Annotated in this window: 11 protein-coding genes; 1 reads left to right on the top strand and 10 read right to left on the bottom strand. The window is 64.4% G+C overall.

The window, feature by feature from the left end; all coding sequences use genetic code 11:
- The 9 genes from RMO23_RS15990 to RMO23_RS15950 all read right to left on the bottom strand — a co-directional run.
- A partial coding sequence (locus RMO23_RS15990) for a glyoxylate/hydroxypyruvate reductase A (RefSeq protein ID WP_309683599.1) occupies nucleotides 1-884 on the bottom strand: 884 nt, incomplete at its 3' end.
- Nucleotides 885-916: 32 nt separating this feature from the next.
- Nucleotides 917-2,908, bottom strand: a complete 1,992-nt coding sequence (locus RMO23_RS15985) for an acetyl/propionyl/methylcrotonyl-CoA carboxylase subunit alpha (RefSeq protein WP_309683597.1) — start codon at nucleotides 2,906-2,908, stop codon at nucleotides 917-919.
- The gene (locus RMO23_RS15980; RefSeq protein ID WP_309683596.1) at nucleotides 2,901-3,572 is read right to left on the bottom strand and encodes a DUF4126 domain-containing protein; all 672 of its coding nucleotides are present in this window, start codon (nucleotides 3,570-3,572) and stop codon (nucleotides 2,901-2,903) included. Before RMO23_RS15980 ends, RMO23_RS15985 begins: the two co-directional genes overlap by 8 nt.
- A 9-nt stretch (nucleotides 3,573-3,581) precedes the next feature.
- Nucleotides 3,582-4,373 (bottom strand): enoyl-CoA hydratase/isomerase family protein, encoded by a 792-nt coding sequence (locus RMO23_RS15975; protein WP_309683594.1) that lies wholly within the window; start codon nucleotides 4,371-4,373, stop codon nucleotides 3,582-3,584.
- Nucleotides 4,374-4,412: 39 nt separating this feature from the next.
- Nucleotides 4,413-5,576: an acyl-CoA dehydrogenase family protein gene (locus RMO23_RS15970; RefSeq protein ID WP_309683592.1), complete on the bottom strand. Its 1,164-nt coding sequence runs from the start codon at nucleotides 5,574-5,576 to the stop codon at nucleotides 4,413-4,415.
- Nucleotides 5,577-5,585: 9 nt separating this feature from the next.
- Nucleotides 5,586-7,220: a carboxyl transferase domain-containing protein gene (locus RMO23_RS15965; RefSeq protein ID WP_309683591.1), complete on the bottom strand. Its 1,635-nt coding sequence runs from the start codon at nucleotides 7,218-7,220 to the stop codon at nucleotides 5,586-5,588.
- Nucleotides 7,217-8,944 carry an AMP-binding protein gene (locus tag RMO23_RS15960; RefSeq protein ID WP_309683589.1) on the bottom strand — a complete coding sequence of 576 codons (1,728 nt, stop codon included), beginning with the start codon at nucleotides 8,942-8,944 and terminating at the stop codon, nucleotides 7,217-7,219. Before RMO23_RS15960 ends, RMO23_RS15965 begins: the two co-directional genes overlap by 4 nt.
- 112 nt (nucleotides 8,945-9,056) lie before the next feature.
- Nucleotides 9,057-10,073, bottom strand: a complete 1,017-nt coding sequence (locus RMO23_RS15955; protein WP_309683588.1) for an AraC family transcriptional regulator — start codon at nucleotides 10,071-10,073, stop codon at nucleotides 9,057-9,059.
- Between the two features lie 60 nt (nucleotides 10,074-10,133).
- Entirely contained in the window at nucleotides 10,134-10,808 is a 675-nt protein-coding gene (locus RMO23_RS15950) for an HAD family phosphatase (protein WP_309683587.1), read from the bottom strand.
- Between the two features lie 362 nt (nucleotides 10,809-11,170).
- On the opposite strand from RMO23_RS15950, the gene RMO23_RS15945 reads away from it, so the two are divergent.
- A complete protein-coding gene (locus RMO23_RS15945) occupies nucleotides 11,171-11,965 on the top strand; it encodes an SDR family oxidoreductase (RefSeq protein ID WP_309683585.1) in 795 nt (264 codons plus the stop codon).
- 186 nt (nucleotides 11,966-12,151) lie between these two features.
- Here RMO23_RS15945 and RMO23_RS15940 read toward each other — a convergent pair.
- A partial coding sequence (locus tag RMO23_RS15940; RefSeq protein ID WP_309683584.1) for an aminotransferase class V-fold PLP-dependent enzyme occupies nucleotides 12,152-13,131 on the bottom strand: 980 nt, incomplete at its 5' end.

Genomic DNA, 13,131 nt, shown 5'->3' with positions numbered 1-13,131 from the left:
GGCGCGCCGCCGTGCAGGGCCTGTATCTTGCCGGCAATCTGGGCAATGCTTTCGTCGCGCAGGGTGCGGGCCGAGGTATGCGGCGTCAGGGTGATTTTCGGGTGCTTCCAGAACGGGTGCGCCGCCGGCAGCGGCTCGGTGCGAAACACGTCGAGCGTCGCGCCGGCAAGGTGGCCGCTGTCCAGCAGCGCAATCAGGTCCTCATCAACCAGATGGCCGCCGCGCGCCACATTGATCACATAACCGTCCGGCTGCAGGCGGGCCAGCGTGTCCCGTCGCATGATGCCTTGGGTTTCTGGCGTGAGCGGCAACAGGCAGACCAGAATGCGGGTGGCGGCCAAAAAATCGTCAAACCCGGCCTCGCCCGAAAAGCACTGCACACCGTCAACCGCCCTGGCCGAGCGACTCCAGCCCCGCACCGAAAAATCAAACTGCGCCAGCGCCCGGCTGACACGTTGTCCCAGCACGCCCAGGCCCATCACGCCGACCGGAAACTCCTGACGCCGGCGCGGCCTGCGGTAAGACCACTGGCCATGCGCCACATCGGCCTCATAGGCGTCGAACTCGCGAAAGTGCCGGATCACGGCGTGGCACACATACTCGGCCATCTGCACTGACATGCCCGCGTCGTCGAGCCGAACCACCGGAACGCCGGCCGGCAGGCGCAGCTTCATCAGCGCATCGACACCGGCGCCGATGTTGAAAATCCCTTTGAGCCGCGTCTGCTCATCCAGAAACTGCTGCGGCGGAGCCCAGACCACCGCATAGTCGGCCGAGGCCGCGCCGGTAGACCACAGGCTCACCTCGGCCCCGGGCAAGGCGGCGCGCAGGCCCTCCAGCCAGGGCTGGGCTTTGGTGTCGGTGCAGCAAAAGGTAATGCGCATTCACTCGGTTCCCGAAAAAGATCGCCTGAAAATCAGACCGCTATTTTTAGCAACTCCGCGCCTTCCGTCACCTGGTCGCCCGGCGCATACAGCAGCTCCTGCACCACGCCATCGGCCGGGGCGGCAATCGTGTGCTCCATTTTCATGGCTTCCATTACCGCCAGCGCCTGGCCCTTGCTCACCTTGTCGCCGGCCTTGACGGCGAACGACACGACCTTGCCCGGCATGGGCGCGGTCAGCCGGCCGCCTTCGGTGTGGCTCTCACCGGCGTGGGCCAGCAAGTCAATCGCCGTGATCTGGGTCGCGCCCCTGGCGGCAAACACGTAATCCACCTCGCCCCGGGTATAGACCGCCGCCGTCAGGCGCTGGCCCGCAAACTGGATGTCGATGCCTTGAGCGCTTCTGGCAAACACCAGCGGTCCTGACACGTCGCCAACCTTTAATTGCAAAGCGCCGTCATGCAGATAGGTCAATGCCGCTTTGGAGTGCTCGCCGTGGAAGTCGAACTCGAAAGGCCGCTGCGTCACGCCATGGGTTTGCCAGCCATCGCGGCGGCTGAACGGGTCGGTGCCCTCGGTGGCTTTTTCGCTCAGCAGCGTCTGGGCAATCGCCGCAGCGGCTGCCATGGGCAAGCCGACCGGCTCCTGCTTGAAAAGCACCGCCTCTTCACGCGGAATCAGCGCGGTATCGAGGTTAGCCTGGGAAAACGACGGGCTGCGCACCACGTAGCGCAAAAACTGCACATTGGTACTCAGCCCGACGATGCGGGTTTGCGCCAGCGCCTCGTCCAGCCGGGCCAGCGCTTCTTCGCGGGTCTGGCCGTGCACGATGAGCTTGGCCACCATGGAGTCGTAAAAGGGCGAAATCGTATCGCCTTCGCGCACGCCATCGTCAATGCGGACCCATCCACGTTCAAAAGCGGTGCACACCGGCTTGTCGTAAACATGCAGGGTGCCGGTGGTGGGTAGAAAGTTGTTGTCCGGGTTTTCAGCGCAAATGCGGGCCTCGATGGCGTGGCCATTGATGCGCAGCTGCTCTTGCGCCAGCGGCAGCTTCTCGCCCGAGGCCACGCGCAGCTGCCACTCCACCAGGTCCAGCCCGGTGATGGCTTCGGTCACCGGATGCTCCACCTGCAGGCGGGTGTTCATCTCCATGAAAAAGAAATTCATGCTGCCGTCAGCACGCTGCTCGACGATGAATTCGACCGTGCCCGCGCCCACATAGTTGACCGCACGCGCGGCTGCGACGGCGGCCAGGCCCATCTGGGCGCGCATTTCCGGCGTCATGTCGGGCGCCGGGGCTTCTTCGAGCACCTTCTGATGGCGACGCTGCACCGAGCAGTCGCGCTCGAACAGGTAGACATAGTTGCCATGCGTGTCGCCAAACACCTGGATCTCGATGTGACGCGGGCGTTGCACGTATTTTTCGACCAGCACCGCGTCGTCGCCAAAACTGTTGATGGCCTCGCGTTTGCAGGAGGCCAGCGCCGCGTCAAAGTCTTCTGACTTGTCCACCGCGCGCATGCCCTTGCCGCCGCCGCCCGCGCTGGCCTTGATCAGCACCGGGTAGCCGATGCGGTCCGCCTCGTGCTTGAGCATGGCCGCGTCCTGGTCGCTGCCGTGGTAGCCGGGCACCAGCGGCACGCCGGCCTTTTCCATCAGTTGTTTGGATTCGGACTTCAGGCCCATCGCCTTGATGGCCGACGCCGGCGGGCCGATGAAGACCAGTCCCGCACTGGCACAGGCCTGGGCAAACTCCTCGTTCTCGCTCAAAAAGCCATAGCCCGGATGAATCGCCTGCGCGCCCGTGGCCTTGGCCGCTTCGATGATGCGCTCCCAGCGCAGGTAGCTGTCCTTGGGCGCGCTGCCGCCAATGTGAACGGCTTCATCGCAAACGCTGACATGTTTGGCGTTGGCATCGGCATCCGAGTACACGGCTACGGTCTTGATGGCCATGCGTTTGGCGGTGGCGGCGACGCGGCAAGCGATCTCGCCCCGGTTCGCAATGAGGATTTTCTTAAACATGGGGGTCGTTCTTTGCAAAAGGTGACTTCAGGGTAAAGGCCGGCGACAGCCCCGGATCGGGCCTGCCGCTGAAAATGCGGGCAACGCGGGTAAACAACTGGCGCAAAAAACGCCAGCAAATGCGGATCAGCCAGACGCTGAGCACCAGCACCAGCGCCAGCACCAGCACAAACACCAGCGGGTGGGCAATCGACAGCCACAGGCCGGCGGGCACCAGCCCGTCCTCAAGCAGGGAAGCCCCGACATTGCTGAACGGTTCGGGCGAGGTGTTGATGGCGGCGCGCGTGGTGGCCTTGGCGGCAAAGCTGGTGGCCGCCAGCGTGCCGCCCATCAGCGCCGCCACCAGCGTCATCACGCCGCTGTCGGCGCCAAACACCGCCGCCGCCAGCGCCGCCCCGGCGGGTATGCGGATCACGCTGTGCACCACGTCCCACAGCGAGTCGAGGCCCGGAATCTTGTCGGCAAAAAATTCGACAAACACCATGAAACCGCTGGCCCCCAGCACCATGGGGTGTGCCAGCAGCTGCAGGCCCTGCGGCAGCGAAAACCAGCCCATGAAGCCGGCCAGCCCCGTCAGCAGCACCACCAGATACAGGCGCACGCCGCTGGCCCAGCCCAGTGCGCCGGCCAGGGCGATCAGTTGTACAGTATCCAATGCAGGCATAAAAGCCTTTCAGGACTCGTCAGCTGCAAGCCATGATGGCTTGCGCTTCTGCAAGAACGACTGCACGCCTTCACGGCCTTCGACGCTGACGCGGATGTCGGCGATGCCGGCGACCGTCATCTGCAGCAGTTCCGGCGTGATGGCTTGCCCGGCCACGTCCTGCAGCAGCTTTTTGCACAGCCTGACGGCCTGCGGCCCGGCATTGACCAGCGCTTTCGTCAGCTCGGCCACCTTGGCATCAAGCTCGGCCGCGGGCACCACCTCATGCACAAAACCAATTCGCAAGGCCTCGGCGGCGCTAAAGCGCTCGGCCGTCAGAAAGTAGCGGTGGGCGGCGCGCGCGCCCATGGCTCGAATCACATACGGGCTGATGGTGGCGGGAATCAGCCCCAGCCTGACTTCGCTCAGGCAGTAGTTGGCGCTGTCCACCGACACCGCGATGTCGCAGGCGGCCACCAGCCCGGTGCCACCGGCATAGACATCGCCCTGAATGCGGGCAATGGTCGGCTTGGAACATTCGTAAATCGTGCGCAGCATGGTCGCGAGCTGGCCCGCATCAGCGAAGTTTTCGTTGCGCGTGTAGTCGGCCATGCTGCGCATCCAGTTCAGGTCGGCGCCCGCGCAAAAGGCCGCGCCCTCGGCCGCCAACACGATGCAGCGCACGTCGTCGCGCCCGCTCAGGCCAGCGAAGGCCTTCGCCATCTCGGCAATCACCTCGTCGTTGAAGGCGTTGCGCACCTCGGGGCGGTTCAATGTGACCGTGGCGACATGGTTGCTGACCTCAATGTTTAGCGTGCTCATGGTTTCCGTTTCCTTTTGGCCCTGACTCCAGGAATAAATCTAGCCATACCGTTTGGCGGCTTCATCCAGCATGACTTCGGTGGCGCCGCCGCCAATCGCCAGCACGCGCGCATCGCGCCACAGGCGTTCAATCGGCGTTTCGCGCATATAGCCCATGCCGCCATGAAACTGCTGGCAGGTCTGCAGCACTTCGTTGACCAGCTCGCCGGTCAGCGCTTTCAGCAGCGACACATCCTGCACCACGTCGCGCTGCTGCGTGACCAGCCAGGCGCAGTGGTACAGGTACTGGCGCGCGGCGCGGGTTTTGGCGTCCAGCATGGCCAGGCGCTGGCGTACCGTTTGCTTGTCGAACAGCGTGGCGCCAAAGGCCTGGCGCTGGCGCACATAGTCCAGCGTCATGCGCAGCGCCTGCGTGGCATGGCCCACCGCCATGGCCGCCAGCGCGATGCGTTCGGTCTGAAAGTTCTTCATCACCGCCTGAAAGCCGCGGTCCCGCTCGCCCAGCAGGTTTTCAGCGGGGATGCGCACGTTGTCCAGGATCAGCTCGGCCGTGTCTGACGAGAGCCAGCCGGTTTTCTTCAGCGCCCGGCCCACGGTAAAGCCGGGCGTGCCTTTTTCGACGATGAACATCGACACCGCATGGCGCGCGCTGCCGGTGCGGGCCGCGATGAAATACAGGTTGGCATGCACGCCATTGGTGATGAACATCTTGGTGCCATTGAGCACCCAGTGCTCGCCATCACTGCCGGTTTCGAGTCTGGCCGTGGTGCGCAGTCCGGCCACGTCGGAGCCGGCACCCGGTTCGCTGATACCGACAGCGGTGATGGTGTCGCCCCGAATCACGCCGGGCAAATAGCGCGCTTTTTGCTGCGGCGTGCCCGCATGGTGCAGGTGCGGGCTGGCCATGTCGGTATGCACCAGCGCGGTGATGATGAAGCCACCAAAAGTCGATTGCGACAGCGCTTCGGCAAACACCAGGTTGGTCATGGCGTCGGCGCCCGCGCCACCGTAGTCGGGCTCGTACATCAGCCCGAACAACCCCGCATCACCCATCTTGCGCAGCACCTCGCGCGGCACGCAGCCGGCTTCTTCCCAGGCGCTGGCATGGGGCTCGACCTCGCGGGCGATGAAACGCGCGATCTGCTCGCGCAGCTGTGCGTGCTCGGGGGTGTCGTAAATGGTGCTGTCCAGGATGTCGGCCATCTGCTGCCCTTACATGCGAAAGACGCCGAACTTCGGTTCAGGAATGGGCGCATGCAGGCTGGCCGCCAGGCCCAGCGCCAGCACGCGCCGGGTGTCGGCCGGGTCAATCACGCCGTCGTCCCACAGACGGGCGCTGGCGTAATACGGATGCGACTGGCGCTCGAACTGGTCGAGCATCGGTTGCTTGAAGGCTTTTTCTTCCTCTGCGCTCCATTGGCCGCCGCGGGCCTCGATGCCGTCGCGCCGCACGCTGGCCAGCACCGACGAGGCCTGCTCGCCGCCCATCACGCAGATGCGCGCGTTCGGCCACATCCACATGAAGCGCGGGCTGTAGGCGCGGCCGCACATGCCGTAGTTGCCGGCACCGAAGCTGCCGCCAATGATGATGGTGAATTTGGGCACCTGGGCCGTGGCCACGGCCATCACCATCTTGGCGCCGTGGCGCGCAATGCCCTCGGCCTCGTACTTTTTACCCACCATGAAGCCGGTGATGTTTTGCAGGAACACCAGCGGGATCTTGCGCTGGCAGCACAGCTCGATGAAGTGCGCGCCCTTTTGCGCCGACTCGCTGAACAAAATGCCGTTGTTGGCGACGATGCCGACCGGCATGCCCTCGATGTGCGCAAAGCCGGTGACCAGCGTCGTGCCAAAGCGCGCCTTGAACTCGTCAAACTCGCTGTCATCCACGATGCGGGCAATGATTTCGCGCACGTCATAGGGTTTGCGCGTGTCGGTTGGCACCACGCCGTAGACCTCATCTGCTACATATTTAGGAGCTACTGGCGCACGTTGTACCTGGGCTAGCGGGCTATTTGACCGTGAATCAGCGTTCAGGTTGGCGATCGCGGCACGGGCCAGCGCCAGCGCATGCATGTCGTTCTGCGCCAGGTAGTCGGCCACGCCCGACAGCCGCGTGTGCACGTCGCCGCCGCCCAGCTCCTCGGCGCTCACCACCTCGCCGGTGGCGGCCTTGACCAGCGGCGGGCCGGCCAGGAAAATCGTGCCCTGCTCCTTGACGATGATGCTTTCGTCGCTCATGGCCGGCACATAGGCGCCGCCCGCGGTGCAGCTGCCCATGACCACGGCAATCTGCGCAATGCCCTGCGCGCTCATGTTGGCCTGGTTGTAAAAGATGCGGCCAAAGTGGTCGCGGTCGGGAAACACCTCGTCCTGGTTCGGCAGGTTGGCACCGCCGGAATCCACCAGATAAATGCAGGGCAGCCGGTTTTGCTGCGCGATTTCCTGCGCCCGCAAATGCTTTTTGACGGTCATCGGGTAGTAGGTGCCGCCCTTCACGGTGGCGTCGTTGCACACCACCATGCAGTCGACCCCGCTGACGCGGCCAATGCCGGCAATCATGCCGGCGCCGGGCGCGTCGCCCACGCCGTCCTTGTTCAGGTACATGCCGTGTGCGGCCAGCGGCGCGATCTCGAGAAACGGGGTGCCGGGGTCCAGCAGCATCTGCACGCGGTCGCGCGGCAGCAGCTTGCCGCGCGCGGCGTGCTTGGCGCGGGCGGCTTCACCGCCGCCGGCAGCGGCCTTGGCCAGCTGCTGGTGCAGGTCATCGACCAGCGCGCGCATGGCGGCGGCGTTGGCCTGAAAGTCGGCCGATCGGGCGTTGAGTTTGGTTTCCAGGAGGCTCATGCGGTTCTTTCTTCTTGCAGACCAAGCTGGTCTTTCATCGCGTCGCGAATCTTGAATTTCTGGATCTTGCCGGTCACGGTCATCGGAAATTCGCTCACGAAGCGAATGTAACGCGGCACCTTGTAGTGCGCAATCTGGCCCTTGCAAAAGGCGCGAATCTCGTCCTCGCCCACCGTCTGGCCGGGCTTGGCAATGATCCAGGCGCACAGCTCTTCGCCGTATTTGCTGTCGGGCACGCCCACCACCTGCACATCCTGCACCTTGGGGTGGCGGTACAAAAATTCTTCAATCTCGCGCGGGTAGATGTTTTCGCCGCCGCGTATCACCATGTCCTTGATTCGGCCCACGATGTTGACGTAGCCTTCGCCGTCCATGGTGGCCAGGTCGCCGGTGTGCATCCAGCCCCCGGCATCAATCGCCTCGCGGGTTTTGGCCTCGTCCTGCCAGTAGCCGTGCATCACCGAATAGCCCCGCGTGCAGAATTCACCCGACACACCGAGCGCCACCACGGCGCCGGTTTCGGGGTCAACAATCTTGATCTCCAGGTGCGGCTGCACCGTGCCCACGGTAGCGACGCGCCGGTCCAGCGGCGTGTCGGCGCCGCTCTGGCAGCTGACCGGGCTGGTTTCGGTCATGCCGTAGGCAATGGTGATTTCGCGCAGGTTCATTTGCTCGACCACACGCTTCATCACCTCGGTCGGGCACGGCGAGCCGGCCATGATGCCGGTGCGCAGGCTGGACAGGTCAAACTCGGCAAAGCGCGGATGATCGAGCTCGGCAATGAACATGGTGGGCACGCCGTGCAGGCCGGTGCATTTTTCAGCCTGCACCGTTTGCAGCACCGTCAGCGCATCGAAGCCGTCATTCGGGTAGACGATGGTGGCGCCGTGGGCCAGGCAAGCCAGGTTGCCCAGCACCATGCCAAAGCAGTGGTACAGCGGCACCGGAATGCACAGCCGGTCGGCCGGTGTCAGCTTCATCGCCTCGCCAATGAAAAAGCCGTTGTTCAGGGTGTTGCGGTGCGTCAGCGTGGCGCCTTTTGGGAAGCCGGTGGTGCCGCTGGTGAACTGGATGTTGATCGGGTCGGTGGCCTTCAGCGTGCCGGCGGTGGCGGCCACGCGCGCATCCTGCGGGTCGCCCTGGGCCAGCAGGTCCGAGAAACGCAGCATGCCGGGCTCTTCACCCCCCTGCCCCGGCTCGTCTATCCACACCGTGGTCTGCAGATGCGGCAGGCGTTCGCCGCCCAACTCGCGCAGCATGCCAAGATAGTCGCTGGTTTTAAAGCGCGCCATGGTGACCAGCACCTTGCAGGCCACCTTGTTGAGCGCGTAGTCGAGCTCGGCCACGCGGTAAGCCGGGTTGATGTTGACCAGAATCAGCCCGACCTTGGCCGTGGCCAGCTGCATCAGCAGCCACTGGGCATTGTTGTGCGACCAGATGCCGACGCGGTCGCCCGGCAGCAGGCCCAGCCCGAGCAGGGCGCTGGCCAGCCGGTTGGCTTCGGTCTGCAGTTCGCGGTAGCTGTAGCGCAGGCCCTGATGGGCGCTGACCAGCGCCTCATGGTCGGGCTGGCGCTGCACCATGGCATCAAAAAAGTCGCCCAGGGTCTGCTCGATCAGCGGCACGTCGGTGGCGCCTCGCGCCTGGCTGGCGCCGGCGTCCGCCGAGGCCAGGGGCGCCGGGGCCGCCGGCGGGATCGGGGCGGCCGGAAGGGCTGAAGTCATGTCTGTCTCCGTAAGAAAAAACGGGTCCGTTCTGCTCCTAGCTTAGAGCCAAACCCGTATCTTTGGCGGCCACCCAGGTTGCAAATCGTGCCACTTTTAAGACGGCGGCCGGCTACTGCCCCATTTTGCGCCTGTAGTCGGCCGGCGAGTCACCCGTCCACTGCCGAAAGGCGCGCGAAAAGCTTTTCTCGTTGCGAAACCCGGCCGCCAGCGCGACCTGCTTGATCGGCCGGTCGGTACGGCGCAGCGCCGCCACGGCCTGGGCCTGCCGCACCTCGTCCTTCAGCGCCTGCAGCGACGCGCCCTCCTCTTGCAGCTGGCGGTGCAGCGTGCGCGGCGACACATTGAGCGCATCGGCCAGGGCCACGGCATTGGCCAGTTCGGCCCGGCTTTGCAGCAGCATGCGCACGCGCTGCACCAGCAACCGGTCGCGCCGGTATTGCCGCACCACCAGCGCCAGCGCCTGCGGCAGCATGGCGCTCAGCGCTTTTTCATCGCGGCGCAGCGGCATGGCGAGGTAGCGCGCGTCAAAGCGCAGACAGGTCTGCGCCGCGTCAAACTGCAGCGGCCTCGCAAGCAAGACGGGAAACAGCACCGGGTAAACCGCCGCATGGGCCGGCGCCGCATAGACAAAGCTCGCCGCCTGCAGCGGAATGCGCGAATCAATCAGCCAGCAGGCCACGCCGTGCAGGTTGCGCAACAGGGTCACGACGCAAAATTCGCGCATCTCGGGCTTCAGCCCCTGGTCCAGCAGGCTCAAGGTGGCCACCTCATTGGCCACCGACAGGCTCAGCGCCACATCGCTGGTCAGCAGACCGTGGTGGCGGCACCAGCGCCGCAGCGCCACACCCAGATCCGGCGCGCTCAATGACGCCCGCAGCAGCATGCCGTAACTGCCCCAGGGCAGCCTGCGTGAGAACCAGCCCAGCGCTTCGTCATCGAGCTCGCGCATGGCCTCTGCCGCCAGCACTTCCAGCTGCTTGGAGGTGATAGCGCCGTCCGGCTGCCGCAGCGTCGTGGGCGTGATCTGCGCCCTGGCCAGCGCAGCCGCCGGGTCCAGCCCATAGCGCGCATAGGCCAGCAGCAGCGTGCGGACAAAGGCGATCGGGGTGGCTGAGATCGGCGTCATGCCTGCCAGTGTAGGAGGGTTTGACGGGGCAGGAATGCGCCCCCGCCCCCAGCCGAAGACTCAGGTGGCGCGCAGATTCAGCAAGCCTGGCAGCTTTGCCATGTCGGTGAAAATTTCTACCGCCCCGGCGCGGCGCAACGCGTCAGGCGCGTCATGGCCGGCTTCGGGCGGACTGTAGCCAAACACCGTCGCCCCCGCCGCCACACCGGCGGTAACACCCGTCACCGTATCCTCCACCACCGCACACCGCGTCGGATCCACAGCCAGCGCAGCCGCTGCCGCCAGGTAGACATCGGGCGCCGGCTTGGAGCGCGGCATCTCATGGCCGCTGAAGATGCGCCCCGCAAAATAGGGCAGCAGCCCGCACTTTTCCAGCTGCAGCTCGACCTTGAAGCGGTCAGCACCCGAGGCGCAGGCGATGCGGCCTTCATGCTGCGCATGAATCCGCGCCACCGCCTCGACCACATTGCGAATCGGCCTGACCTCACGCATCAGCCCCAGGTTGCGCCGCTCCCGAAAGCGCACCATCCAGTCCTCGGTCAGCGGCTGGCCGGTGCGCGCCTCGATCAGCGCCGCCTCGTCCTTCACCGCCTTGCCGACAAAAATGCGCATGCACTCGGCCAGCGTCAGCGTCCAGCCCGACTCCTGCAGCATGGCGCGCAGCACGCCGTTGGTGATGGGTTCGCTGTCGGCGAGCACGCCATCGCAGTCGAATAACACGGCTTCATAGTTCATTGATTACTCTCATTTTGATAGCTTAATACGCCCATAAAACATGGGCTGTAGGCACATTTTTCTTAAAAATGATCGCCATTCACGCAAAACCAGCGCACCAAATTTCGTTCGGCAGGCTCTGGTGAACCTTTCTGTGCAATCACACTACGCGGAAACTTTAGCGGACGTTCCGACACGAAAATAGCGTGACAAAGGCACCTTCGCGGGCGATAGTGCAACTGGGATGCTCAATTTTCCATGTTTACTGGTGTCGATGTCCCACACAACGCCATGCCCTTCACATCTGGCGGGCGGACGGTAGAGCCACCCAAAACGGCGGACGCATTGGGCGTCCAGCTTGAGCCTTGCGGAAGGAGTGGATGATGTCCGGAATATCTAAAACGATTCTTGTGACAGGCGCGACCGGTGGCATCGGGCTGGCCGTCTGCCACAGGCTGGCGAAAGCCGGAAACTCCCTCGTTCTTGCGGCACGCGATGCCGGCAAACTTCAGTCACTCTGCACTGAACTGTCGAACACCTGTCCCGGCACCTCCTCATGGATTTCCGTCGACATGACGCGCGATGACTCGGTCAAGAAATTTTCCGAAGAACTGAACGCAAGAAACGTGATCCTGGACGGAGCCGTCTTGATGCCGCCGCAGGACCCACCTACAAACGATCCACTCCCAAGCAGTGACAAGTGGCGCGAGGTCCTTCAGAATAGTTTTGTGGGCCCGCTGTCGCTGCTCAAGGCGGCCATTGCGACCATGAAGCCGGACCCTGCGAATGGCAGGCGATCCAAGATCGTCATCATCTCGGGCATCTCATCGGTGCAGGTCTTGGGCCATTACGCTTCAAGCAACGTCATTCGTTGCGCCTGGCTGGCTGAAGCCAAGACCTTGGCCTTCGCGCTGGGTGAGCAGGGGATTCACGTGAATACGCTGTCCCTGGGAGGCACGCTCACGCCGGGGTATGCCGCGTCTCTTGAGAAGCGCGCGGCCAAGGCGGGAACAACATTGGCGCAACGCCTTGCCGAAGAGACGTCGAATATTCCCCTGAGGAAATATGGCGCACCCGATGAGGTCGCCGCTGCGGTCGAAGGCTTGCTGTCGGCGTTCTCCGACAACATGACCGGACTCAATATTCTTCACGATGGCGGATTCACGAGAGCCTATTGAGGAATTTCTGGTGGCTCGGTCGACAGCAAGAGGTCGGGTGCTGCGAGTCGTGCACCGACACTGAATGACTGCTCGCAGTCTATTGTGTTGAAAAACTCGAGACGCTTGCGGCAAATCGAGCGAGGCGAAAAATCGACCTTTCAAAACGGCTCAGGATCAATGATCGCGAAGCGGATCACGCCGTCCTCACCCAGCAACCGCCTCCCCCACAGCCACCACCCCCATCCGGTCCAGCGCCCCCGCCAGCTGCCCCACCGTGCGCTCCGCCTGGTGCCACTTCTCCAGCCCGAACAGGCCGACGCGGAAGGTCATGAAGTCGGGGCCTTCGTCGCATTGCAGCGGCACGCCGGCGGCGGTTTGCAGGCCCTGAGCCAGGAATTTTTTGCCGGACTGGATCTCGGGGTCGGTGGTGTAGCTGACCACCACGCCAGGGGCCTTGAAGCCTTCGGCGGCGGCGCTGGGCAGGCCGCGGCTTTCGAACAGGGCGCGCACCTGGCTGCCCAGGGCAACTTGTTCGGCCTTGACCCTGGCGAAGCCGTAGGCCTGCGCTTCCCTCATGGCGGAGCGCAGTTGTGTGAGGGCGTCGGTCGGCAGCGTGGCGTGGTAGGCGTGGCCGCCTTTTTCATAGGTTTCCATGATCTGCAGCCACTTCTTCAGGTCGCAGGCAAAGCTGGTGCTGGTGGTGCCGTCAATGGCGACTCTAGCTCGCTCGCTCAGCATGACCATGGCACAGCAGGGCGAGCTGCTCCAGCCCTTTTGCGGGGCCGAGATCAGCGCGTCAACGCCGGTGGCCTGCATGTCGACCCACATCGCGCCGGAGGCGATGCAGTCGAGCACGAACAGGCCGCCCACGGCATGCACGGCGTCGGCCACGGCGCGCAGGTAGTCGTCGGGCAGGATCATCCCGGCGGCGGTTTCCACGTGCGGCGCGAACACCACCGCCGGTTTCTTTTCGCGGATCGTCGCAGTCACCTCCGCGATCGGCGCCGGCGCATAGGGCGCGGTCGGGCCGCCGCCCTGCTTGCGCGCCTTCAGCACGGTGTGCGTCGCGGGGATGCTGCCCATGTCAAAAATCTGCGTCCAGCGGTAGCTGAACCAGCCGTTGCGAATCACCATGACGTGTTTACCGGCGGCAAACTGCCGCGCGACCGATTCCATGCCGTAGG

Source organism: Polaromonas sp. (assembly GCF_031411155.1).
Taxonomy (GTDB): Bacteria; Pseudomonadota; Gammaproteobacteria; order Burkholderiales; family Burkholderiaceae_C; genus Polaromonas.
This window is presented reverse-complemented; position numbering and strand designations above follow the sequence as displayed.

Bases quoted from the DNA above. Each gene is read 5' to 3' on its own strand.
- RMO23_RS15980 (WP_309683596.1), bottom strand. From the start codon at position 3,572: ATGCCTGCATTGGATACTGTACAACTGATCGCCCTGGCCGGCGCACTG.
- RMO23_RS15955 (WP_309683588.1), bottom strand. From the start codon at position 10,073: ATGACGCCGATCTCAGCCACCCCGATCGCCTTTGTCCGCACGCTGCTG.
- RMO23_RS15970 (WP_309683592.1), bottom strand. From the start codon at position 5,576: ATGGCCGACATCCTGGACAGCACCATTTACGACACCCCCGAGCACGCA.
- RMO23_RS15960 (WP_309683589.1), bottom strand. From the start codon at position 8,944: ATGACTTCAGCCCTTCCGGCCGCCCCGATCCCGCCGGCGGCCCCGGCG.
- RMO23_RS15950 (WP_309683587.1), bottom strand. From the start codon at position 10,808: ATGAACTATGAAGCCGTGTTATTCGACTGCGATGGCGTGCTCGCCGAC.
- RMO23_RS15985 (WP_309683597.1), bottom strand. From the start codon at position 2,908: ATGTTTAAGAAAATCCTCATTGCGAACCGGGGCGAGATCGCTTGCCGC.
- RMO23_RS15945 (WP_309683585.1), top strand. From the start codon at position 11,171: ATGTCCGGAATATCTAAAACGATTCTTGTGACAGGCGCGACCGGTGGC.
- RMO23_RS15975 (WP_309683594.1), bottom strand. From the start codon at position 4,373: ATGAGCACGCTAAACATTGAGGTCAGCAACCATGTCGCCACGGTCACA.
- RMO23_RS15965 (WP_309683591.1), bottom strand. From the start codon at position 7,220: ATGAGCCTCCTGGAAACCAAACTCAACGCCCGATCGGCCGACTTTCAG.